Here is a 23,461-nt window from a genome sequence, read left to right as displayed (position 1 = left end):
GCGAATCCGTTACGTTCACCGCACGGCCCCGCCCGGCCTGGATCCGCAGGTCACGTTTTCATTTAATGACCCTCGCGTTTGTATCCTTCACTACATGGCGAAGAAGCCCGCAGACCCCGAGCGCCCTGGGCGCATCAAGCAGATCCGGATGATCGCGAAGATCATCAAGCAGGCGAACCCGAAGGGGATGCCGATCGTCTACGCGTCCGCCCTGGGCACGTTGATCCTTTGCATCGTGATCGGCCTTGTGACGAGCTGGCTCATCTACATGATCCTGATCGGGATCATGCTCGCGCTGACCGTGGGACTGGTCGTCTTCGGCCAGCTCGCCCAGCGCGCGCAGCACACCCTGCTACACGGCCAGGTCGGCGCGGCGGCGGCGATCCTCCAGGGCATGCGCGGCAACTGGGACGTCACGCCCGCCGTCGCGGTCAACCGCGACCAGGACGTCGTGCACCGCGTCGTCGGCCTCCCCGGCATCGTGCTGGTCTCCGAGGGACCGGGCAGCCGCGTGCAGAAGATGCTCATCGCGGAGAAGAAGCGCGTTCAGCGGGTCGCCATGGATGTGCCCGTCTACGACATCCAGTGCGGCGACGGCGACAACCAGGTCCCGCTCGGCAAACTCCAGCGCCACCTGATGAAGCTGCCGCGCAACCTCAAGAAGCCGGCCGTCTACGAGGTCAAGTCACGGCTGAAGGCGCTGCCCGCCACCCTTCCCGTGCCCAAGGGGCCGATGCCCCGCGGCGCCCGGATGCCCCGCGGCCCCAAGATGCGCTGACCCCATGACACCGGTTTCAGGGGTGGCACGGGAACCCGTCAGCGCCGCGAGCACCTCCAGGGCGAACCGCGGCTGGTGGGACGCCTCGGCCGACGACTACCAGGCCGAGCACGGCGAGTTCCTGCGCGACGCGGGGTTCGTCTGGTGCCCCGAAGGGCTGGACGAGGCCGACGCGGGCCTGCTCGGAGACGTCGCCGGCCGGCGGGTGCTGGAGATCGGCTGCGGGGCCGGGCAGTGCGGGCGCTGGCTGGTCACCCAGGGGGCGCGGGTCACGGGCTTCGACCTGTCGTTCCGTCAGCTACGCCACTCCCAGCGGATCGATCTCGACACCGGTGTCGTGCTGCCCGCCGTACAGGCGGACGCGGAGCGGCTTCCCTTCGCCGCCGACTCCTTCGACCTGGCCTGCTCGGCGTTCGGCGCGCTGCCGTTCGTGGCCGACGCGGGCGCGGTGTTCGGGGAGGTCGTGCGGGTGCTGCGGCCGGGCGGGCGGTTCGTCTTCTCCGTCAGCCATCCGATCCGCTGGGCGTTCCCCGACGATCCCGGGCCGCGGGGGCTCACCGCCGACCGCTCCTACTTCAACCGCATGCCGTACACCGAACTCGACGAGTACGGTGCTCCCTGCTACGTCGAGCACCACCGCACGCTGGGCGACTGGGTGGGGCTGATCGCCGCGTCCGGGCTGGAACTGCGGGGGTTGCTGGAGCCGGAGTGGCCGGCGGGCCACGAGAGGGAGTGGGGAGGCTGGAGCCCGCTGCGCGGCCGTATCCTGCCCGGCACGGCCATCTTCACCTGCACACGCCCGGCGACGACCGGATGACCGCGGCGGCCTGACGCCAGGCGGCATGGGGCGCGCCGGCCGGCCTCGATCGTCGGCCAGGTGCTCGACGATGGGCGACCCTTCCGAGGTCTTCCCGCCCGCCCGGTGACGCGCGGCCTCCCTGCTTCCGTACGGCGTCAGCCGAGGTGTCCCGGCGCGGCGGCGACGATCCTGCGGACGATCTCGGCGGCCACCCCCGCCCCATCGGCCTCCGTCGTGACGCGCGTCGCACCGGCCCCCGGCGTGAAAACGGTGGATCCCGGCTTCGCGCCGTCCGTCGTCACGCTGACCGTGCCGTCCGGTGAGAAGGCGAACAGCTCAGGGGTCAGCATGGTGAGCACCGCGACCGGGTCGTGCGGGCTGTTCCACTCCGACTCCCTGAAGCGCCACCACTGGCGGATCTCCGCCTCCATCGCCCGGCCGAACGGCCCCGCCGCCGCGATGGCGGCGACGTCACCCGCTTCGAGCCTGACCGTGGTGGTGATCTCCAGGCCGGTCACGGTGATCGGCGCGCCGGAGCCGAAGACGATGCTCGCCGCCTCCGGATCGCAGCCGATGTTGTGCTCCGGCCGCGTCCCGTCGAAGCGCCCGCCCATGATCCACAGGCGCCGGACCCGCCTGGCGAACTCCGGGTCCGCCTGGATCGCCCGGGCGATGTTCGTGAGCGGCCCGACGGCCACCACGTCCACCTGGCCGGGGGCCCGGGCCACCTCACCGGTGAGGAAGTCGGCCGCGTCCCCGTCGTCGTCTACCGACTCGTCCGCCAGGTCGTCGTGGAGCGCGCCCTCGTGACCCGCCCACCACACCGGCCGGTTCGCGAGGGTCTCGGCCTCCCCGGGCACGACGGTGACCCGCCGCCCCGCGAGCCGTACGAACCGTTTGGTGAGACGTGACCTCAGCCGCGTGTCGCCGTAGACGGTGGTGCAGCCGAGGAGATCCACCTCCGGGGAGCCGAGCAGGACGGCGAGGGCGAGCACGTCGTCCACGTCCGACCCCAGGTCGGTGTCGAGGATGACGCGCCGGGGCGCGGTGGCGGGTGTCATCGAATCCCTTCCCGGCCGCGTGTCAGGCGCGGACCACCATGGTGTTCGACGCCCGATCGTGCATGCCACGCTGGTCGCGGTCCCAGATCAGGGCGGGTACGGCGAGGCAGAGCAGGACCGTGCGGACCAGCACGGGGAAGAACCTGGGCCGGCCCCCGTCCATCGCGGCGACCCTGATGTTCATCAGCCGCATCCCGAAGGTGTAGCCGAAGACGCCCACCAGCAGCAGGTTGGCGAGGGCGAAGACGCCCAGGCTGACGAGGGGCGCGGTCGCGGAGTCGAAGCCGAGCAGCCCCTGCGCGATGGCCCAGGTGCAGATGAGCCAGTCGATGACGATGGCGCCGATCCGGCGCGGCCAGCCGGCGACCGCGCCGCTGCCCTCCTCGGGCAACCCCAGCCGCTCCCCCGGATACCCGAGGTCGGGCCCGGCGGCGCGGGTCCCGACCAACCACGTCTGCGTCCACCGAGGCTGCCTGGTGCTCATGCGAACTACGGTATCCGCCCTGTACGGCGGTGCCCAACAGGGCCTTCCACCCGGCGCTCCCAGGGACCATGATTGTCCCTTCGCCCCCCGATCGACATCTCCTGGAGACCTTCGTGCCCATCGAGGACCACGACGACCTCGACTCACGGTTCAACGCCATCGTCGGCCAGATCGACGACGACCAGGCCGCCCGGATGCGGGCCACCGCCCGGCGGATCGGCCGCAGACCCCGTCGCGTACGGCGGATCGCCGTATGGGTAATTCTGACGGTCGTCGTCGTAGTGGGCGCACTGGTCGCTTTGCGCCCAGACCTGCTGGTCGGCGGCCTCCCTTAACATGCGTGAAACAAACGAGACACGGCGCGGAAACGGCACAGCCCTACGGTCGCTCTAGTAAGCCGTGGCCCCTGGGAGGTTCGAGAGTGTTTAACTCCGCCGACGACGTCCTGAAGTTCATCAGGGACGAAGGGGTGCAGTTCGTCGATGTCAGGTTCACCGACCTGCCGGGGACGACTCACCACTTCACGTTCCCGGTCGAGAACTTCGGCGCCAGCGTGTTCACCGACGGCCTGATGTTCGACGGATCTTCGATCCGCGGTTTCCAGGCCATCCACGAGTCGGACATGTTGCTGCTGCCCGACCCGACGAGCGCCGTGCTGGACCCGTTCCGCCAGCACAAGACGCTCAACATCAACTTCTTCGTGCACGACCCGCTCACCGGCGAGGCGTACAGCCGCGATCCGCGCAACATCGCCCGCAAGGCGGAGGAGTACCTCAAGGGCACCGGCATCGCGGACACCGTCTACTTCGGGCCCGAGGCCGAGTTCTACATCTTCGACGATGTGCGCTTCGAGACCAACGCCAACTCCGGCTACTACTACATCGACTCGATCGAGGGCGCCTGGAACACGGGCAAGGCCACCGAGGGCGGCAACCTCGGTTACAAGCCCCGCTACAAGGGCGGCTACTTCCCGGTCCCGCCGATGGACCACTTCACCGACCTCCGCTCGGAGATGGTGCGCAAGCTCATCGAGGTCGGCATCGACGTCGAGATGCAGCACCACGAGGTCGGCACGGCGGGCCAGGCCGAGATCGACTTCAGGTTCGGCACGCTGCTGAAGACGGCCGACAACCTGATGCTCTACAAGTACGTCATCAAGAGCACGGCGCTGGAGTACGGCCACACGGTCACCTTCATGCCCAAGCCGATCTTCGGTGACAACGGCTCCGGCATGCACTGCCACCAGTCGCTCTGGAAGGACGGCGCGCCGCTCTTCTACGACGAGGTCGGCTACGCGGGCCTGTCCGACACGGCCCGCTACTACATCGGCGGCCTGCTCAAGCACGCCCCCTCGCTGCTCGCCTTCACCAACCCGACGGTGAACTCCTATCACCGCCTGGTCCCCGGCTACGAGGCCCCGGTCAACCTGGTCTACTCCCAGCGCAACCGCTCGGCCTGTATCCGGATCCCGATCACGGGCTCCAACCCGAAGGCCAAGCGAGTCGAGTTCCGCGTGCCGGACCCGTCCTGCAACCCGTACTTCGCCTTCGCCGCCATGCTGATGGCCGGGCTCGACGGCATCCGCAACAAGATCGAGCCGCCGGAGCCGGTCGACAAGGACCTCTACGAGCTTCCCCCCGAGGAGGCCCGCCAGGTCCCGCAGGTCCCCGGCTCACTGACCGAGGTCCTCGACGCCCTTGAGGCCGACCACGACTACCTCCTCGAAGGCGGCGTGTTCACCTCCGACCTGATCGAGACCTGGATCGCCTACAAGCGCGAGAACGAGGTCGACCCGATCCGCCTCCGCCCGCACCCGCACGAGTTCGAGCTCTACTACGACGTCTGAGCCACTGAGCTTCTGACCTGGGGAGACCCGTTCGCGGTAGATCCGCCAGGATACTCAGACGTCCCACGAAAGGCCGTCGACCGTCCCTCCGCCGAGGGCACGCTCGACGGCCTTTCGCATGCGCTCCTCCCCCGACGGCATGAAGTGCACCGTGGCACCCCGAGGGCACCGTGCCCTACCGGCTCTGGAACAACATCCTGCAGTGGAGCAAGACCTCGTCTGGGTAAGGGTGGCCAGGGGCAGGACGACCGTGCTCACACCGTTCACGGACGCACAGCGCGGAGGGCTTCTCGGAGTTCGCCGGCAGGATCGCCGTCGTGGTAGACGTGCTCGCTGGGCTCGATGCCGTCGAGGAACTCCTGGTAGCGAACCGCGTAGAACAGGTGCTGATAGGGCTCTGCAAGTTCGAGGGCTCGGGCCGGATTTGAGCCGGGCGCGTGCTTGTGCCATGCGTCGATCCAGGCCGTGGTCGGCAGGTGCCAGTCGGCCTCGGACATGAACATCCGGGTGCGCAGGCCGTCCAGGACGGGATGGCCGACGTGCGCGTCGGCGAAGTCAAGGACGACCGCGGTCCCGCCGTTCGAGCGCCAGTTGCCCATGTGGAAGTCGCCGTGCACCACGGTCTCGGGTAACCCGCACGCGTTGAGTTCCGCGACCAGACCGGGCAGGGCGTGGACGAGCCGCCGGGCTTGCTCTCGTTCCTCAGGCGTGAGGTCCGTTCGGTCGATCACCTCGCCGACGCGCTCGGCCAAGCCCTCCGGCGTACGGCGGGGCAGTCGTGCGGGAGGGGTGGCCGCCGCCTGGGCGGCGACGAAGCGGGTGATGGTCGTACGGATGACATCGGGTGAGGCATTCCAGCAGTCCTCGCCCGGCACGTGATCGAGCAGGACCCGGTGGCCGGCCGGGTCGGCGGCGACCACGGTCGGCACGATCTCCGGGTCGGCCTCGGCGAACGCCGCCATCACGCTGCCTTCGTCGGCGGCGAACTCCGGCGTGATCTTCAACCAGACCGGGCCGCCGAGCGCCGGGATGCGAAACAGCCCGGCGAGGTTCCACGTCTTGACCTGCCGGGACGGGCCGAGCGCGGGTCGTCCGACGGCGCGGAGTGCGTCATCTGCCCAGGCCAGGGCCTCTCGTACGCCGTGGGGCGTGGCCCACGGCGAGCGCCCTACCTGGATGTCCAGCAGGTCAGCCGGGACGCTCGGGGAAGGCGTCTTACAGGCACGCGACGCAGCTCGTCGGGGATCGCCGAGGAACTCGGCGTGATAGGTGACGTGCCCGCCGCGCGGCGGGTCGCCGCCTTCGACGCCCACCAGGCGCAGGACCACGACGGGCCCGCCCAGCACGGCTTCGAGATACTCGACCACCGGCTCGACCATCGCCCACCATGGGACCGCAACCGGGAACGGGCCGACGACGCCGATATCCTCGTCGCCACAGGTGACCAGGGCGGTCACGGTTCTTTCCACACCGCCCAGTGTGTGCGCCGCCAGCCGGGTTCCGCGAACGATTTTCAGGTGGTCCGGGGTTCGAGTTGCTGTTCTACCGTGCTGCGCTGCCCTTGTCACGCCGGTGCTCGGCGGTCAATGTCAGGTCGACCAGCGACTTCACCGGTCCGTCGGCGCACAGCAGCGCGTCGGTCAGCTCGAACAGCGCGTCCGCCCGGGCGGTCAGGCAGCCGTAGAGAGCCGATCGGTGAAGGTGAGCACGTCATCCTGCTCTGAAGTCCGGCCGTGGCCGACCGTTGTGACGCAGCCGGAGCCGACGCCGGGGGTGCGAGCGCAGCACCGGACGGAGGTTCCAGCCCTGCTCCGAGGCGACGCGCAGGGTGTAACCGGCGCCGGCGCCCCGGAAGTAGTGTGCTCCGAGTTCCAGGTCGCGGTGGTACTCGCGACGGTACCGGGAGGTCTCCACGCGCCGGGTCTGCTTCTCGATGCGCCGGTCCACGCGCGCTTGGTAGTACACCGTGTCGCCCTCCCGCACCAGCGCCACCGGGGTCACGCACCAGAGCGGGACGAACGGTATCCGGCCCAACGTGGCGTCCAGCATTCGTATCGCGCCGTTCTCGGCACGCGGCACCATGTAGACGATCAGCTCGACCACCGGCGCTACGCAGTAGAGGCAGATCGCGAGGAAGACCCACATCACCCACCACAGCGGCAGGAACACCAGGGTCAGGGGGAGAAGCAGCAGCCAGCGCAGTGCCGCCGGGCGGACGGGAAGCGGCCCCCAGGCCGGGTCGTCGTAGTCATGCACGGACGGTGTCCGCCTCTCGGGTTCGCCATCGCTCGACGGTGCGCCCGTGAGTGTACGCCGGGGGCCGACCCGCACGGAGCGGCGGGCCGTACCGGCCCCGGCATCAGCGTGGGTCCGACCGGTGTCACTCACCATGACCGAACACCGAGATCGGAAAAGGTGAAAGAACAACGGGGGTGAGGAACCGGCGGACAGCCGTTGGCGCTGAGAACGATCAAGACGCCCTCACGGGTGAAACATCCTCACTTGTAACGCGTCGATCACTATGAGTTGATCCCGGCCGATATGGCCCTACCGTGCGGGCTATGCCTGCGGATGCTGCCCCGGCCGGAGCGGGCCTCCAAGCTGGTGGCCAAGGCCGGCCGCGTGCTGGTCGACCAACTCGACCTGGTCGACCACGAAGGCGCAGACCTCGATGTGGCAGCGATGTGGACCGCAGTCGCCGCGGTTAGCTGGGTAGGGATCGGCTCGCGCCGCTGTCCTTGTGCGTGCGGTCAGGCGGGGCAGCGATGTGGTGCCGCTGCCAGTGATGACCGCATGCTGATCATCGTCGTCCGCCGAACTCCCAATCGTGAACTTCGATACCGGCATACCGGTCCGGGGCCAGGACTGTGCGGGCCGTGTCCCGATCCGTCGCCCGGATCAGGGCTGCCGTGCCCAGCCAGGTGACGCCGTCGTCGGACAACAGCGGCCCGTAGGCGATCAAGTCGTCCCGCCGGTGGGACGGTGGAACGAGGTCGGCGGCCTGGCCCGTGCCGAGGCCCAGAACCAGATAGCGGTTGCCGCCTTCGCGGCCACCGGGAAAGTCCCACATGGTGCGCCCCAGCACGTTGCGCCACCGGCGCAGCATCACGTCCCGGTACACGCCGGCCTGAAAGTTGGGCTCGTCGAAGGCGAACGCCCGCGCGGCGGCCAGGTCCGGCAGGTCGACGATATGCACGCTGCCGGTGGCCGTGTCGCCGTCGAGGGTCGGGCCGCGGGCGATCAGCTGCGCCGCGTAGCGGTCCATGTAGGACCAGTGCTCCTCCACCAGCTTCTCGCGCAGTGCCGCGGAACCGGGCCGGTCACGGTGGTAACAGAAGAATTGCATGTCGAGCCTATCTATCACGGGTTGCGGCAGGGGCGGGTGCGTCGGGGTCGTCGGCGGGGCCGGTGCGCAGCGGGGTTTCGCGGATCAGCCAGGCGATGGTGAAGGCGGCGACGGACAGTGCGGCGGCGCCGATGAGGATGACGTGCAGGCCTCCGGTGACGGCCAGCCGGACCGCGTCGGCCACCTGGGCGGGCAGGTCGGGCAGCAGGGCGGGGGTGAGGTCGCCTTGCGTGGTCAGTCGGTCGGCGGCGGCCGGTCCCAGGTCGGCGGCCAGGTCGCCGCGTACCTGGGCGGCATACAGGGTGCCCAGCAGGGCGATGCCGAGCGAGCCGCCGACGGTGCGCAGCAGCGTGAGGGTGCCGCTGGCCGCGCCCATGTCGCGCGGGTCGGCGCTGTTCATGGTGATCAGGGTGGTGCTCTGCAGCACCAGGCCCAGGCCTGCTCCGATGGGGAGGGTCAGGGCCGAGGCGAGCGCAGCGGGGGTGTCTCCGTCGAGTGGGAACAGTGCCAGCGCGCCGCCGGCCATGAGGGCCGCGCCGAGGATCGGGTAGCTGCGGTAGCGGCCGTTTGCGCTGATGAGGCGGCCGGTGAGCAGCTGGGCGCCGAGCATGCCGAACATCAGTGGGAGCAGCAGCATGCCGCTGGCCGCCGGGGAGGAGCCCTGCACGAGCTGCAGGTACTGCGGCAGGTAGTTGGTGACGGTGAGCATCACCGCGCCGACCAGGAAGCTCAGGATCTGGGCGAGGGTGAAGTTCCGGTCGGCGAACAGCCGGGGCGGGATGATCGGCTCGGCGGTGCGGAGTTCGACGGCCACGAACGCGGCCAGGGCGAACGCGCCGATCGCGCCGAGCGCCCAGGGCCAGGGGGTGCCGCCCGCCAGCAGGGTCAGGGCCACGATGGCGACGGTCAGCAGCGCGGCTCCGGTGTAATCGATGCGCGGCCGGCCTCGTTCCGTGGGTGGCAGGTGGATCCGGGTGGCGATGAGAAGCAGGGCGAGAGCACCGATGGGCAGATTGACGTAGAAGGTCCAGCGCCAGCTGAGGTGGTCGGTGAGCAGCCCGCCCAGCAGCGGCCCGCCGACGTAGGCGACGGGCATGATGGCGCCGATCATCGACTGCAGCCGGCCGCTGTCGCGGGGTGGGACCAGCACGCCGATGATGGCCAGCGCGCCGACCATGAGCCCGCCCGCGCCGAGCCCCTGCACGGCGCGGAAAGCGATGAGCTGCGGCATGGTCTGGGCCAGGCCGCACAGCGCGGATCCGGCCAGGAACAGCGAGATGGAGCAGACGAAGGTGGCCTTTCGGCCGAGAAGGTCGCCGAGCTTGCCCCAGATCGGGGTGGTCGCCGCAGCTGCCAGCATGTACGCGGTCACCACCCCCGGCAGCTGGTCCAGGCCACCGAGGTCGCCGGCGATCGTGGGCAGCGCGGTGCCCACGATCAGACCGTCGAGCATGGCCAGGAACATGCCGGTCAGCAGCCCGAAGATGCCCAGGCGTGTCATGACGCCTCAGACGTGTAGGGGCGGGCGGTCCTGGCCTCGCGCAGCGCGTGCGCCCACCAGGCGAGCCGGTCCAGCATGACCTTGGCGGCGGCATCGGCGGCCGGGTCGAGGGCCTTGCCGTCGCCGTCGAACTGCGCCCACGGATTCTGCAGGCCGACGCTGTCACGCAGGGTGACGGCGTGCAGCTCGGCCAGGACGAGCCGGAGCTGCTCGACCGCGCGCAGCCCGGCGGAGAAGGCGCCGTAGGAGACGAACGCGACGGGCTTGGCCTGCCATTCGACGCCGTGCCAGTCAATGGCGTTCTTCAGCGCGGCCGGGAAACTGTGGTTGTACTCGGGCGTCACGATGACGAAGGCGTCGGCCGACGCCAGGCGCGGCGAGACGGCCGCCAGCAGATCCCTGTCCTCTTGAGAGGCCGGTGGCCGGCCGAGCACCGGCAAGACGGTCGGCAGCGGGGTCTCGACCAAGTCGATCAGGTCGGCGCTCATGTCGTCGCGCTGATGGAGGTGGTCCAGCAGCCAGTTCGCCACGGCGGGGCCGAAGCGTCCCTCACGGATGCTGCCGAGAATGACGGCGATCTTGAGCACTCATCTTCCTTCGCGTACACTGTATTGAGTGAAATACAACGTACACATGTGTGTGTACGTTGTCTACTATCGGTACGTTGTATCGGCAGGCGAGGAGAAGAGGACGACGGCATGGCCACCGACAAGAGCGCACCGCTGTGGGAGCGGCTGGAACGGCCCGCACCGGCCCCCCGCCAGAGGTTGTCTCCCCAGCGCATCGCCATGGCCGCCGTTGCGGTCGCCGACGCCGAGGGCCTGGAGGCCATCACCATGCGCCGCCTGGCCACAGAACTGGGCGTCGCTCCCATGGCGCCCTACCGCTACGTGTCAGGCAAGGACGACCTGCTGGAACTCATGGTCGACCACGTCTACGCAGGCATGCGCCTGCCCGGCGGTCTCGGCTGGCGGGAGAGCCTGCACGCCCTGGCCGTGGGCACCCGCGAGCTGATGCTGGAGCACCGGTGGCTGGCTCAGCTCCCACCGCTGACCAAGCTCGCCCTGACGCCCAGCCGAATGGCCGTGGCCGAGCAGTCCCTGATGGCGCTCGACGGCCTTGGCCTGGACCCCGACATGATGATGGGCATCTTCCGTGGCGTGGACGCCTACGTGCAGGGCGCCATGAGTTACGACAGCGCCGTCGATGCGTTCATGAGCGAGCAGAGCCTGTCCAGCGGCGACGAACTGCGCACCGAGCTCGCCCCCCTCATGGCCTGGCACATGCGCACCGGCCATTACCCCACCTACCAGCACTACCTGCGCACCGCCACCCGCAAGGACGACAGGCAATGGCAGTTCGACCTCGGCCTCAACTGCCTCCTCGACGGCATCGCCGCCCGCCTGAACATTTGAGGAAGCCCGCATCGAGGCTCGAGCAGACAGCGAACAACCCGTGGCGTGGGTGAGACCGGACAGACGAGTTGTCGCCATACGACGATCCACGATGCAGGCGGAGCTCTTCGCCGGCGCACGGCGCTTGAAGGGTTGCGGCACGGTCATCGTTCGCTCGCCGAGCCAGGCGTCCCTGATCTCGATCCACCGACGGGTGCCCGTCAGCGGGCCTGGACTCCCCGGGTTCGAGGGTCGGCTGCAAAACGAACGGGTTGGAATTTGTCTGATTCATCGCCTTGCGCTCCCACAAGGTGATGACGAGAACGGAGGCCGCCTTCGCGTGGGGCCTTCTACTCATTTCACGACATTTGTGTCTATTTCATGATCCCATGCTGTCTAATATTATTTAGCGTATGATCGCCACAATCTTCCTAAGCGCTCGGCCGTTTCGTGTCATAGAGGAGAGACCTCTATTGAGGGACCACATCTCATCGCATGCAAGAGTGATCGGGGTGCGGCGCACGAAACAGCCATGGGAGAGTCGATGACCGGCGAAATACAGAACGAAGTCGCGAACCCAGCGGACTCGGCGGAGCTCAAGTCCTCCGCTGCGGCGCGGAGGACGCCCCACTGGCGCGCCGATCTGTGGTCGAGTATCCGGGAAGCCGTTGACTTTGCGAATTCACCCCCGCTTTCGCAGCCAGGCGAGGCCGAGTTCGCCCTGCGATCCAACGATCAGTGCTGGTCGCTCGTCTTCATCCGATAACATCTCGGGCGCCGAGTCTCTTGCATGTCAAAGGCCACTCCGACGAGACCGGGGTGGCCCTTCGGCGGTCGTGGGAAAGTACGGCGTCGACGCCCCGCCGACCAGGTCAGGGCAACGGCGCAGATCGAAAGGTGCTTCGTGACCCTGTTCGTCCATCTGACAGCGGCGAAGAACGCCCGCTCGGTGCGACGGGCCGGCATCCGCGCGGCCAGCCGCGACGGCACCGGCCTGCCAGGGCTGTTCTGCCTGCCGGTCCTGCCCTCCTACCAGCTCACCCATCAGTGGTCCCGCGAACTGAGACGCGACGGCCCGCGCACCCTGATCGCCGTCGACTTCCGGGTGCCCGACGACGAACCCGTCCGTGTGGGCCACTACGGACGACCGCACCTCCCGCTGTCCAGCGCCCGAGCCGCAGCCCTGATCGCCGAGACCGAGGATGCCCGCGGCTGGCAGGTCTTCGTCCCCCGCGCGATCACCGCCAAGGAGATCCACCGCATCCGCCCCGTGCACCGGGTGACCGGCTGGAGATACCTGCCCGACGCCCACGGCACCCGCCCGTGCCCCTGCCCGGTGTGCCTTCCCCCGGGCCAGTACGGCGGAGCGAAGATCAGGCGAGCCGCCGCCGACCATACCGGCTGACCAAGTCCGGTCTCGAAAGCGCCGAATGCAACTCGGTCACGCCCGCCGTACTCGTCACAATGCGGTTGGGACATTTGCGTTAATATGGCCAAAATGACGTCTGGCCGCTCGCTCTCGATTTGATGGGGTGCACGATCTCGACACTCCGCCACCAGATCAGAGCGATAGATGAGAAACCCCGGCAGGGAACGATTTCAGGCCCATACTGTGATTACCAATGCCAATTCCGGCATCCTCTTTAGTTTCAGGCTACCGCCGTAATAGACCCCCCTTGACACCCCCATCTCCCGGGCATAAATTCGCAATCGAAATCCCGCATTGGAAGGGCACCCAATGGACAGCAGATCCGCTGTCGCGGGGGCCGGTGGCAGTGCGGAGCCAGGAGGGTCGACCAGGCTGAGATTGCTTGGCGCCTTCGACCTGACGACCACCGGGAGAGCAGCGGATGCGCATTGGAGCGAGTTGCCGCCCAGCGCCCGGCGGCTGGTCGCGTTCCTCGGCCTGCACGGCACCGCGACTCGCGATCTCGCCGCGGGAAGCCTGTGGCCCGACTCCATGGAGTCCCACGCCCAGTCCGACCTCCGCACCACCCTCTGGCGTGCCGGCAAGGCCTGCCCCGGGCTGATCGTCACCGGCCGGACCAGCCTGCGCCTGAACCCCTCGGTCCAGGTCGACATCGCCGAACTGCAGTCGCTGAGCCGCCGGCTCCGCGAAGGCGAGGTCGTCGACGACAGCGACTGGCTGATGCCCTGCAGTGTGCTGCTCCCCGGCTGGTACGACGAGTGGGTCGTGATCCTCAGAGAACGCATCCGCCAGCTCCAACTGCACACCCTGGAGGCGTTCGCCGAGCAACTACTCACCCGCGGCCTGTACGGCGGAGCCTTGGATCTGGCCTTGGCCGCCGTCGAGTACGAGCCGCTGCGTGAGAGCTGTCAGCATCTCGTGGCCAGGATCCACCTCGCCGAGGGAAACTTCGCCGAGGCGGTCCGCTCGGTGAACGCCTTCACGGCGCTCCTCTGGCGGGAGATCGGAGTCAGGCCCTCCCCCGGGCTGTTGCGGCTGGTGGATCTTCCGACCCCCCGCTCGCATCCCGCGCGCTCGTGACGAAGGATCTGCCGACGCCCGGAAGCCGTGCACGACAGATCCTCCTCACGGTACTCCCCCGCACCATGCTGATCCCCACCATGCGCCGCACGCTCTGCCGTGACCGCCGACTCGGTCGCCGACCGCTACAACACCGCCCCGGCGATCCGCGGAAAGCATCCGGTGACCGGTCCCCGGCCAGCGCCGACCAACCGTGCTGATCCCCACCATGCGCCGCATGCTCCGCCGTGACCGCCGACTCGGTCGCCGACCGCTACGACACCGCCCCGCCGCCCCTGCGAATCGGCGAATCGGCGAATCGGCGAATCGGCGACCGGTCACCGGCCGGCGCCGACCAACCGGCCGGTGAAACGCCGGCCCGCCGGGTTGGTGACGGTCTCACGAGCTTCGGTGACGAGCAGGATCGAACTCCGCGACTCGATCGTCAGGGTGGTCTCTCTCCGATCGATCACCGCGGCTCTGCCGGTGCCCGCCGCCCTGATCACGGTCCCCCCGACCTGCTGCCGGACGAGGAGGATCACCTCGACCGACCTGCCCGGTTCCGCGTTGCGGAAGTTCGTGGCGCCGGTCGTCACGAAGCGGTAGCCGTTGACGGGGATCTCATTCCAGAACGGATAATCCCTGATGTTCTCGATGATCGCGTTGACGTACTCGGCACGGGCCGCCGCCGCCTCCTGCGGGGTCGGCGCCTGAGCCGGGCCCACCGCGTCGGCTCCCTGCGCGCCGCGTTCCGCCCGCGCGCCCGCCCGGACCTCCGAGACGCCCCTGCCGATGGACGCCACGACCTCCTCGACCGATCTTCCCGCAGCCGGCCCGACTCGCTCGGCCAGCTGGCCGGATTCGGCATCCGTGAGGTCGGCGGGGATGGCGGCGAGGATCCGGCGCACCGCCTCGGCATCGACCGCCGGGCCCTGGCCGCCGCCTGAGATGATCGCTTCGGCGAGCGCCCTCCTTGGCGCGGAGGCCGCCGCCAGCTGCCTCTGCATCTCGGGAGACAACCGCGCGCGGCGCGCCCTCGCATCCCCCTCCTCGCCAGCGGCTCCGCCGCTTCCGGCGGCCCTGCCCGCCCGCTCGCCGCCGGCGCCTTCCCTGCCGGCGCCTTCCCTGCCGGCGCCGCCACCGGGACCACCACCAGGGGTCGCACCTGCGCCTGGCCGCGTTCCGGGAGACACCGCAGCCGTGCCACGGCGTTCGCGTTCGGCGGCGATGGCCGCTCGGAGCTGCTCCACATCCTGCGGCAGCGGACCTCCTGCCCCCCTCGCGGCGCCGGGTGCCAGCAGTAGGTCGAGTTCCTCCTCGGTCAGCTCGTGGGCGTGGTCGCGGAGGAATTCCAGGCTCCGGCGATCCAGCTCCTGCTGCAGCCCGGCGGCGTCTCCCGTCTCGGCCGCCCGTTCGGCCAACTGACGGAGCACCGGATCGTTCTCGATCAGTTGCCGCATCTCCGCCGAGGGCGGCGTGCCGTTCCGCGTCATGACCTCGTACAGCGCCTCCAGGGATGACTTTCCGGGGCCGAGCTCCGCCTTCGCCTCGCCCGTGGCCAGCACCAGCACGAAGGCCGCGGCCTCAGCGATCACGACGGCCCGGCCTGCCGCCCCGCCCACCACCCGTCTTCCCGCTCCAGCCGCCGCCGCTCTCGCCGCCCGCCGCTTGACCGCCTCTTCGGCGGTCCTGCGCGCGGCGGCCAGTGCCGCTCGTCTGGCCGCTTCCCGCCTGGCGAGCTCGATGGCCGCCCTCCGGGCTGCGGCCCTTGCCGCCTGCCGCCTGGCCGCGGCCAGGCCGGCGGCGGTCGCCACCGCCCCCGCGCCGATCGCGACCAGCGGGATCCGGCTGGGTTCCGGCGCTTCGCCGGGCGTCTGCGACGCGTCCACCGTCTGACGCCGGCTTCGGCTCCGACTCTGACGCCGCGTGGCGCGCACCCGCTCCTCCCGTTCGTCCTCCTCCGCCACCTGGCAGTCGGTGTTGTCGCAGCCGTAGCTGACCCCGCCGGCTCCGTTGACCTGGAACAGCAGCCGGCGGATCTTGACCCCCGCCTTGCCCCTCTTCCGGCAGTCGACCAGCACCGGGGGACCGACCATGTAGTCGGTGCCCGGCACCCCGTCGGTGTTCACGGCGGCGGTGAAGGTGCTGAAAGGGGTGCTGAACCGGGTGCCGAGCCTTTCCTCCAGGCTGAAGAGGAACCTCCACGCCTCGCCCACCCGCTGCTGGGAGAGATCGACGCCCAGGGCGGCCAGCATGCGTCGTTGCCCCTGGCCGACTCTGCCGCCCGCCGGTCTCAACAAGGGGTTGGCCGAAAGCACCCGCGAGATCGTGACGACGTGTGGCCCCAGCAGGTTCAGCTGACGTACGTACTCGGCTGCCTCTCTGGACGCCAGCCCGCAGCCGCCGTTGTGGCCGGTGGCCCTGGACTTCACCTCCACCACCTCCACCCGCAGCGCCGCGGCCGCCCTGACCCGCAGGCCGTCGACACGTCCCCGGTTCTTGCCGCCCTTGACCATGTTGGGAGGGGTCTGGACCTGTGTGACCCATCTCCCGCCGAAGTTCGGGACCAACCCCGACTCCACGATCCGGTGGTCGAGGTCCTCGTTGATCACCTCGTCCGTCACGATGTTGATCAGTCGCCAACGGTAACCGCCGCACTCGGGCTGCCGGCCGTCGTGGGCGCAGGCCTGCCGGTGGATCGTGCCCGTGTCGCCGGACGCCCGTTGCTGGAGGACGTGGGTCAACTCGTGCGCCAGCAACCGGCGCCCATCGGCGCTGCCGGGATCGAACCGGCCGGCACCGAACACGATGTGGTCGCGGACCGTGTAGGCCGTGGCGTTCAGAGCGGCGGCCGATCGGGCGGCCGGGCCGTCGGTGTGGATGCGCACCTGCGAGAAGTCAGGACGGACCATCTCGGGATGAGGTGCGCGAGGTGCCCGGAGCACCTGCGCGGCCACGCTGTCGGCCTGGCCCTCCAGTGGATCGCCGGGCCGGCTGACCGTCATGGCCCGGCTCGTGACGGCCGGCGCGGAGCTGATCGACGAGGATCCGAGGACGGACGCGAACCCCTCCTCGAACAGCGTCCGGGTCGCCGGTGGCAGGGGACGGCCGCCGCCCCCTGCCACCACACCGGCCACGGAGGCGAGGCCGGACGAGGAGGCCGAGGCGGGCGCCGGTCCACCCTCGCGTTGGACGACCGGGTCGGCGCACCCCGCGCAATCGCCCCCACCTTCCTCCGCACACGGCCCGCACGCACGCTGCACCACCCCAGACACGCCCGCAGGCGGCACGTGCGAATCAGCGCACCCCACGCTGTCGCCCGCACCTCCCCCGCACGCACGCTGAACCACCCCGGAAGGGCCCACAGCCGGCACGTGCGAATCGCCGCACCCCGCGCAGCCGCCCCCACCCCCCTCCGCACACGGTCCGCACGCACGCTGCACGACCGGTGTGGGACCGGCTTCCGGCGGCTCACCCCGGCGCCCGAGGCGGTCGAGCATCGCCTGGTTGCCGACAGGCGGCGTCCGGGCCGGTTTGGTACGCCCGGGACCCGCCGCGTTCCGGACCTCGGTCTTCTCGGTGGCCATGCCGCGTGCGCGCATCCGTCCTCCTCCGGTGTCAGCTGGTCGAGGTGTCGCCGCCGCACTGCCTCCAGTCGTCGCGGGCCGAGGCGACGATCCGCCGGCAGGAGCAGTTGTCGATCTCGGTGACCACGCCGTCGGCGTCGACCGTCACCTCGGCCAGGACGACCCACGGGCTCTCCGGGCAGGCCGGGCACTCGGGGTTGCCGGCGGCGGTCTCGTCGTCAGGCCGGTGGGAGCCGGGGCAGTGGTCCAGGACGCCGAACTCGTAGCCGTCCCTGAGCCGGGAGTACTCGCACGGCAGGTCCTCGCAGTCGCAGCCCGCCGGTTGCGCCGGGACCGGGCGCGTCCGGCGTTCCTGGTAGCGGACGGCGACGTAGAAGGGTCCGGCCGGATCCCTGGCGTACATCTCGCCGCACCACGGGTCGGCGGCGGTTCCGTCACCGCGCAGCGGGACCTCGCCGGGGATGTCGATGACGATCTCGTCACCGTACGGGCCGAGGACGTAGCCCGGTTCGACCCGGACCCGCCATGGCTCCGTGGCCGCCTGGCCGGTCGTGGATGCGGTCTTCGCCGGCGCCGGGCAGACCAGCGCGCCGCAGACCACGCCCCAGCCGTGGAGGTACATGTTGTGGCGGCGCATCCGGTCACGGAAGTAGTCGGCCTCCAGCGTCAGCTCGTCCGGGGTGATCAGCTGACGGGGGAAGTAGCGCGGGCGTTCCAGGGTGCCGGCGGATCCCGCCTGCCCCGGGCCGGTCTGCCCGCAGCAGCCCGAGTTCCGGGTGGTGGTCGTGTGCATGTGTTCTCTCCTCGCAGATCGATGTCGTGGGTCGCACCGGCGGGGTCACCGGCGCCGGCCGTCGCCCGACTGCTCGTCCACGATCCTGCTGAGCATGTCGAACAGGATGGCGTTGCCGAAGACGATGGGGCGGATCTCGATGTCGACGTCGTCGATCCGGCAGTCTTCGCTGTCGCAGTCGAGGCGCAGGTTGGCCAGCGGGATGCAGGGATCGCGGGGCACGTCGGGACAGCTTCGGGTGACCCAGCGGGCGAGCGCGCCGTAGTCGATCTCGCCTTGGCGGAGGATGTCGGGAAAGCGGCAGCTCACCTCGATCGGGTCGGCTCGCCCGGGTTCGAACCCGATGTGGTACTGCTCACGGACCGCTCCGGGCGCGCACGCCGCCGTGGTGGTGGAGCAGTCACCGGCGAGCACGGTGACGGGGTCGCTCTCGCACTCCTGATAGCACAACGTCACGGTGACCCAGGCGTCGTCGTGGCCGCGGCGCTCGTCGGCCCGCCGTACGGCGCGGCGTTCCCCGGTGGCGGGTTCCTCCTCCGCCGGGTCGGCGCACTGGTCGCCGTCGCCGCAGACCCGGTCGATGAGCGCGGCGGGCAGGGCGATCGGCGCGCTGTCGGCGGGCACGACGATCTCCCGGCCCCACCCGTCGATCGCCACCCCGGCGGTCACCTTGATCGTGCACGGGTCCGCACCACGGACGACGTCGAGCCCGCAGACCACCCCGCCCCCGCTGACCAGCCGGTTCAGCATCCTTCGCATGGCGATGCCGTAGGCGGTCTCCATCTCGAAGTGGTAGACGTCCATCATCTTGCCGTGGAAGAAGCGGTTACGGCGGGGCGTGGCCAGCCCGCCGCGCCAGTCCATCCGCACCGGCGTCCTTCGTGTGTCCTGCATGGCTCCTCCTGGTGGGCCGTGTTGTTCGCGCTGGGTCAGTCGTGGACCGACGCCGACCCGAGTACCGTGTCCTCGCCGATCCGGGCGCGTTCGCCGACTCGTCCCGGCGGATCGCCGCCCAGGACGAACGTCTCGCCGAGCACCGCGCCGCCGTCCAGACGCGCCTCGGCGGGCGGCCCGCCGACGATGGCGTCGGCCCCCACCCTCGACTGCACACCGATCACGAACCGCGGTTCGACGACCCGGACCTGGTACTCGGTGTGCGCCGGTTTCTCCCGGTCGACCAGATCCCGTACGGCCCGCAGCCGGTCGTGGCTGAAAGCGGCGCCCTGGTACACGTGGACGGTGAAACGATGGGCGACCGTCTCGAACAGCGGCGTGCCGTACTCCTCGCCGGAGATGAGATGGGAGCCGCCGAGCGTGGCGGTCGAGCCGAGCACCGAGCCCTCCGGCCGGGCGGCGGCGAGCATGGTCGTCACCCCGAGCACCGAGGTCTCGCGTTCGGCGTCCGGGCCGGCCGGACCGGACGCCAGTGCCCACCAGCTCGCCTGGACGACGGGTTCCTCGATCCAGGCGTCGAGGCCGGTGAAGCGGCACAGCGCCGCCCGCAGGCCGGCGGCCGTGCCGCGCAGGGCCGAGCCGGGGTAGGCCGCCGCGACCGCGTCGCGCAGCCGCGCCTCGTCCCAGCCGGGCGCCGCGTCCAGCGCCACCCACCGGGCGAGCTGTGCCAGGAAGGGCGGCGGCGCGCCACCTGGGTCGAGCAGCCGGTCCAGGCCGGAGATCTCGCCCTCGACCTCGCGGAAGAGGCTCTCGGCCAGGGCCAGGTAGCGCGGCAGGAAGGCGGCGGCGTCGTCTGACCGGTAGATGGCGGGCAGATGCTCCAGGTAGCCGCGATGGTCGAACTCCAGGCGGACCTGCCCGACGGCGGCCGAGGTCGTCCCCTCACCGGTGAGGCGCACGCCGACCCAGGCGAGCCTGGCGTCCGGCCGGTCGATCAGATGCTCCCGCGGGCCGGACGCCCAGGCCGGGGCGGGGAATTCGCCCCCCGGGCCGTCCGAGGGCGAGCCGCCTCGCTCGTCCGTCGCGTGCCCGCCGCGCCGCACGGGAGCAGGCGCGGCGGCGCCCCGGCCGACCGGGGGGAGCGCGCCGAGGCGCCCGCCGTCCCGGCCGACGGGAGGAGGCGTGCCGGCGTCGTCCGCGGTGTGCACGAAGAACTCGGCTCGCGCGCCCTCGGGCAGGGCGTCCATGGTCGCCGCGAGCCGGTGCCACGACTTGACGAGATCGCTGAAGCCGCCGAACGGTCCTCCCCAGGCGATGCCCCGCCGTACGAAGGCGCCGTTCAGCGCCAGCCGTACCGGCGGGTTGCCGCCTCCGGGATGGACGAGCAGGCCGCCGCGGTGATCCAGGGCCAGCGCGGCGACGGGCCCCTCGTACCCCGGGGCGGAACCCACGTACGATCCGTCGCGTCGCAGCCGCACGACACCGCCTCCGGCCGGGCCGTTCTCCCCGACGTAGATCGCGTCATCGGTCACGGCGAGGCCGAGCGGATCGCCCGCCACGGCGAGTTCGTGCTCCTCGAGCAGGTGCCCGTCCTGGTCGACGACGAGCAGCGCCCTGCCGTCGAGGACGCAGACGCGGCTGCGACCGGCCTCGGTGACCACGGCGAGGGCCACCGGATTCGCCACCGTGCCCGCCGCCGCGCGCAGGGTCCGCCAGAATCCGGGCACGACCCGGCCCGCGGCGGTGAACCGCTGGACTCGACGGCGGTCGGCGACGTACACGTGGCCGTCCGGGTCCGCGGCGAGCGCCACCGGGGTGTCGAACGAGCCGGGCCGGCCGCTCGGCGCCGGCGGCAGGCCGGTGTCACCCCAGATGTCGAGGAGCTGGCGGGTCGCCAGGTCGAAGAGCAGCAGCCGGTGGCTCCCCGCGTCGGCGACGACCAGCGCGTGCCGGCCGGCGTGCACCAGCAGCCCGCGCGGATCGTACAGCCGGGTACGGTCACCGGCCACGCCACCGAGGCAGGCCGGCGGTCCGGTGTGCCCGTCGCACCCGTCGACACGCAGGATGACCCGCCCGCCGTAGCCGCCGTGATCGGCATGAACGGCGGAGCCGCCCTGCCCACCTTGGCCATCCTGGCCGCCCCCGTTCCCATGATCGCCGTGATCCCCCTGGCCGGGGCCGCCGTAGCCTGGACCGCCGAAACCAGGACCGCCCGGACCGCTGGGGCCTTCTGGACCGCCGGGGCCGCCGGGGCCGCCGGGACCGGAGTGGCCGCCGTGCGGGCCGTGGCCGCCGTGGTGATCGATGGTGAGACCCGTGAGGTAGACGTCGCCGCCGGGGGCGACCGCCAGGCCGGCCGGTCCGTCGGGGGGTAGCAGCTGGGCGAGCCCGGCGGGGAGCGGGCCGGTCGGGGCCGGGAGGTGGCTGAGCCGGAGACGGCCGTCCACGATGTCCAGGTCGCGGCGCGTGAAGTCGAGCCACGCCCCGTCCCGGTTCGTGTAGAGGAAACCGCCCCCCTGCGGGGTGGCACTCATCGGCCGCTCCTCATCCCTCGACGCCCATCCAGCCGACCTGCCATTCCTTGAGCAGCTCCACGAGATCGAGATCCTCGTCAGGGGGTTCGGCCCTGAGGGTTCCGCCGTCGCCGGGCGACGGGATGGCGAAGGCCAGGACCAGGACCTGGGCGGTGAACCCGGTGGGCGCGGGCCGTACGACGCTCAGCAGGCCGTCCAGGACCACCTGGCGGGTCTGTTCCCCGATCTCGAGCTCGTAGATCCGGCTGCCGTCGATGCGGGCGAAGTAGCCGGGTGTGGTCAGGAACCCGGCCGTCCGGGTGTCGATGTCGGCCTGCAACCCGCCTACCAGGCTGTACAGCGTGCGCAGGGCGGAGGCGACCTGGACGCCCTCGGACGGCTCCTCCTCGTCCCACGGGTTCCATGACCGCCAGGCCGTCGGCCGCGCGGCGCCGCAGGCGACCCGCGGCTGCACAGCGGGCCGGGCGTTGCGCCGCTGGGCGATGCCGAGGTCGCCGTCCAGCTTGCACTCGCGTACCGCGGCCTCGGTGACGACCAGGTGACGGCCGCTGAGAATCGACTGCTGGTCGCGTTCCGGACTGCCGTCCGGGTTGAGGGCGACCCAGCAGAAGATCGGTTCCTCGCGCAGCCGTACGGCGCCGCGGGTGTCACAGATCCCCTCGCGCAACTCCACCTCTTCCAGGTCCTCGTCCTCCGGGTACCGCACGGTGAGCGCGTACCGCTTCGGTTTGCCGCCGGCGTCGCCGGAGACGGGAGGCACCGGAATCGTGCGGGAACCGGTCAGGACGATCTCGCGGCCGAGGTCGTCGACGGCGTAGCCGGAGCCGACGCCGATCTCCCGCTCGCCCTTGCCACCGCTGACGGCGAACCCGTCGCCGATGCCCGGCTGGTGCAGGCTCTGGTTGTGCAGCCAGCGCATCTCGCGGTTGAACGCCTCGATCCCCTGCAGGTCCGAGGCGAGCAGGCGCTGCCCGTCGAAGAAGCGCTGCCGCTCGATCGAGCGTGTCGCATCGATGAAAGTCATGCCGATCGCCGTTCGTGTCGGTGGGAGCAGGAGGTGTCGTCGTCGCGCTGTTCCTCGATGCCGATCCAGCTGAGGACCAGACCGGTGGTGAACGCCGGGCCGTACGGCGAGCGCCGCCGACCCGGGGGTTCCGCCGGCTCGGGGAGATACAGCCAGGGCATCAGCAACCGGTAGGTGAATCGGTCTCTCGTGGCCCCGGTCACGTGCCCGATCGGCCCCAGCAGGACCAGCGGAGCAGCCGAGGTCCACATCGCTCCGCCGACCTGGACGAAATAGCACGGTGTGCCGGTGAAGCCGACGGCCGAGGTGTCGACCTCGACCTCGACGCCCAACTGCACCGGCTCCCCGTCGATCAGCTCGGTCCACGGCCGCCACCGGGTCTGGCCCGCGACGGTGGCCCCGTGCCCGATGCGCGGCCGGGCGAAGGGACGCGCCCGGGGCGGCGCGAACACGGCCTCCGCGTCGCTGACGGCCAGGGGTACCCCGTCGCAGGTGGCCGGGACCCAGCGCAGCGTGACCCCCTGACCGAGACGCTCGAGACCGTCGGCGCGCGTGTGCTGAGCGGAGCCGTCCGGGCCAGGGGCGTGCCGGGCGGAAGAGGGGCAGGCGGTCCCGTCGTGGGCGAGTACGAGGTAGAGCGTGGCGTCTCCGGCGGGTACGGCGATCCGGTGGCTGTCGCGCAGCGGCAACTCGCGGCCGTGGCGGTCGTAGGCCAGACCCGCGCCCACGAAGGCCGTCCGGGTGCCGCCGGCGTCCGCGATGGTGACGTCGAGCCCGGCGGCGACGCCGTACGCGTCGTGCAGGGCGCGGTTGTGCCACCAGCGGAGCTGATCGTCCAGCGCGACCTGGTCGGCGAAGTCACGCCGCAGCAATCGCCGGCCGTGGCCGTGCCGCAGGCGTTGCGGATCGATCGGCGTCAGGTGTTCGGCCAC

Annotated in this window: 21 protein-coding genes; 7 read left to right on the top strand and 14 right to left on the bottom strand. The window is 70.7% G+C overall.

The features are described from left to right. Positions 1-94 precede the first annotated feature (94 nt). Together MBA17_RS02805 and MBA17_RS02800 are read left to right on the top strand one after the other, a co-directional pair. Positions 95-778, top strand: a complete 684-nt coding sequence (locus MBA17_RS02805) for a DUF4191 domain-containing protein (RefSeq protein ID WP_238494615.1) — start codon at positions 95-97, stop codon at positions 776-778. 4 nt (positions 779-782) lie between these two features. Further along, a complete protein-coding gene (locus tag MBA17_RS02800) occupies positions 783-1,595 on the top strand; it encodes a class I SAM-dependent methyltransferase (RefSeq protein ID WP_238494614.1) in 813 nt (270 codons plus the stop codon). A 137-nt stretch (positions 1,596-1,732) separates the two neighbouring features. Here the strand turns inward: MBA17_RS02800 and MBA17_RS02795 are convergent, their stop codons facing one another. Both MBA17_RS02795 and MBA17_RS02790 read right to left on the bottom strand, forming a co-directional pair. Further along, positions 1,733-2,638, bottom strand: coding sequence for a nucleoside hydrolase (locus MBA17_RS02795; protein ID WP_238494613.1), 906 nt, complete (start codon positions 2,636-2,638; stop codon positions 1,733-1,735). A gap of 22 nt (positions 2,639-2,660) precedes the next feature. Beyond that, the gene (locus MBA17_RS02790; protein WP_238494612.1) at positions 2,661-3,122 is read right to left on the bottom strand and encodes an RDD family protein; all 462 of its coding nucleotides are present in this window, start codon (positions 3,120-3,122) and stop codon (positions 2,661-2,663) included. A 113-nt stretch (positions 3,123-3,235) separates the two neighbouring features. On the opposite strand from MBA17_RS02790, the gene MBA17_RS02785 reads away from it, so the two are divergent. Beyond that, on the top strand, positions 3,236-3,457 hold the full coding sequence (locus MBA17_RS02785) for a hypothetical protein (protein WP_238494611.1): 222 nt from the start codon (positions 3,236-3,238) through the stop codon (positions 3,455-3,457). An 86-nt stretch (positions 3,458-3,543) separates the two neighbouring features. Beyond that, positions 3,544-4,968, top strand: coding sequence for a type I glutamate--ammonia ligase (glnA, locus tag MBA17_RS02780; protein ID WP_238494610.1), 1,425 nt, complete (start codon positions 3,544-3,546; stop codon positions 4,966-4,968). A gap of 263 nt (positions 4,969-5,231) precedes the next feature. Here glnA and MBA17_RS02775 read toward each other — a convergent pair whose 3' ends face one another. The 6 genes from MBA17_RS02775 to MBA17_RS02755 all read right to left on the bottom strand — a co-directional run bounded on the left by MBA17_RS02775 (position 5,232) and on the right by MBA17_RS02755 (position 10,402). Continuing rightward, on the bottom strand, positions 5,232-6,437 hold the full coding sequence (locus MBA17_RS02775; protein WP_238494609.1) for a phosphotransferase family protein: 1,206 nt from the start codon (positions 6,435-6,437) through the stop codon (positions 5,232-5,234). 73 nt (positions 6,438-6,510) lie between these two features. Continuing rightward, on the bottom strand, positions 6,511-6,642 hold the full coding sequence (locus MBA17_RS50200; protein ID WP_455432693.1) for a hypothetical protein: 132 nt from the start codon (positions 6,640-6,642) through the stop codon (positions 6,511-6,513). 36 nt (positions 6,643-6,678) lie between these two features. Beyond that, on the bottom strand, positions 6,679-7,224 hold the full coding sequence (locus MBA17_RS02770) for a hypothetical protein (RefSeq protein WP_238494608.1): 546 nt from the start codon (positions 7,222-7,224) through the stop codon (positions 6,679-6,681). 544 nt (positions 7,225-7,768) lie between these two features. Continuing rightward, complete coding sequence (locus MBA17_RS02765; protein ID WP_238494607.1) at positions 7,769-8,314, bottom strand: YciI family protein; 546 nt, start codon at positions 8,312-8,314, stop codon at positions 7,769-7,771. Positions 8,315-8,321: 7 nt separating this feature from the next. Beyond that, positions 8,322-9,815 (bottom strand): MDR family MFS transporter, encoded by a 1,494-nt coding sequence (locus tag MBA17_RS02760; protein WP_238494606.1) that lies wholly within the window; start codon positions 9,813-9,815, stop codon positions 8,322-8,324. Beyond that, the gene (locus MBA17_RS02755; protein WP_238494605.1) at positions 9,812-10,402 is read right to left on the bottom strand and encodes an NADPH-dependent FMN reductase; all 591 of its coding nucleotides are present in this window, start codon (positions 10,400-10,402) and stop codon (positions 9,812-9,814) included. Before MBA17_RS02755 ends, MBA17_RS02760 begins: the two co-directional genes overlap by 4 nt. A gap of 111 nt (positions 10,403-10,513) precedes the next feature. Between MBA17_RS02755 and MBA17_RS02750 the strand changes: the two genes are divergently transcribed. From MBA17_RS02750 to MBA17_RS02740, 3 genes are all read left to right on the top strand, one after another. Continuing rightward, entirely contained in the window at positions 10,514-11,230 is a 717-nt protein-coding gene (locus tag MBA17_RS02750) for a TetR/AcrR family transcriptional regulator C-terminal domain-containing protein (protein ID WP_238494604.1), read from the top strand. Positions 11,231-12,113: 883 nt separating this feature from the next. Next, entirely contained in the window at positions 12,114-12,614 is a 501-nt protein-coding gene (locus MBA17_RS02745; protein ID WP_238494603.1) for a hypothetical protein, read from the top strand. Positions 12,615-13,076: 462 nt separating this feature from the next. Continuing rightward, entirely contained in the window at positions 13,077-13,718 is a 642-nt protein-coding gene (locus MBA17_RS02740) for an AfsR/SARP family transcriptional regulator (RefSeq protein WP_238494602.1), read from the top strand. A 317-nt stretch (positions 13,719-14,035) separates the two neighbouring features. Here MBA17_RS02740 and MBA17_RS02735 read toward each other — a convergent pair whose 3' ends face one another. The 6 genes from MBA17_RS02735 to MBA17_RS02710 all read right to left on the bottom strand — a co-directional run bounded on the left by MBA17_RS02735 (position 14,036) and on the right by MBA17_RS02710 (position 23,461). Continuing rightward, entirely contained in the window at positions 14,036-16,834 is a 2,799-nt protein-coding gene (locus tag MBA17_RS02735) for an eCIS core domain-containing protein (RefSeq protein WP_238494601.1), read from the bottom strand. Positions 16,835-17,315: 481 nt separating this feature from the next. Further along, a complete protein-coding gene (locus MBA17_RS02730; protein WP_238494600.1) occupies positions 17,316-18,077 on the bottom strand; it encodes a hypothetical protein in 762 nt (253 codons plus the stop codon). 45 nt (positions 18,078-18,122) lie between these two features. Next, entirely contained in the window at positions 18,123-18,971 is an 849-nt protein-coding gene (locus MBA17_RS02725) for a hypothetical protein (protein ID WP_238494599.1), read from the bottom strand. A 35-nt stretch (positions 18,972-19,006) separates the two neighbouring features. Further along, positions 19,007-21,505: a phage tail protein gene (locus MBA17_RS02720; protein ID WP_238494598.1), complete on the bottom strand. Its 2,499-nt coding sequence runs from the start codon at positions 21,503-21,505 to the stop codon at positions 19,007-19,009. Between the two features lie 10 nt (positions 21,506-21,515). Further along, the gene (locus MBA17_RS02715; RefSeq protein WP_238494597.1) at positions 21,516-22,529 is read right to left on the bottom strand and encodes a hypothetical protein; all 1,014 of its coding nucleotides are present in this window, start codon (positions 22,527-22,529) and stop codon (positions 21,516-21,518) included. Beyond that, positions 22,526-23,461: a hypothetical protein gene (locus MBA17_RS02710; protein ID WP_238494596.1), complete on the bottom strand. Its 936-nt coding sequence runs from the start codon at positions 23,459-23,461 to the stop codon at positions 22,526-22,528. The genes MBA17_RS02715 and MBA17_RS02710 overlap by 4 nt, the downstream gene beginning before the upstream one ends.

This window comes from Dolomitihabitans soli (genome assembly GCF_022213955.1).
GTDB lineage: Bacteria > Actinomycetota > Actinomycetes > Streptosporangiales > Streptosporangiaceae > Streptosporangium_A > Streptosporangium_A soli.
This window is presented reverse-complemented; position numbering and strand designations above follow the sequence as displayed.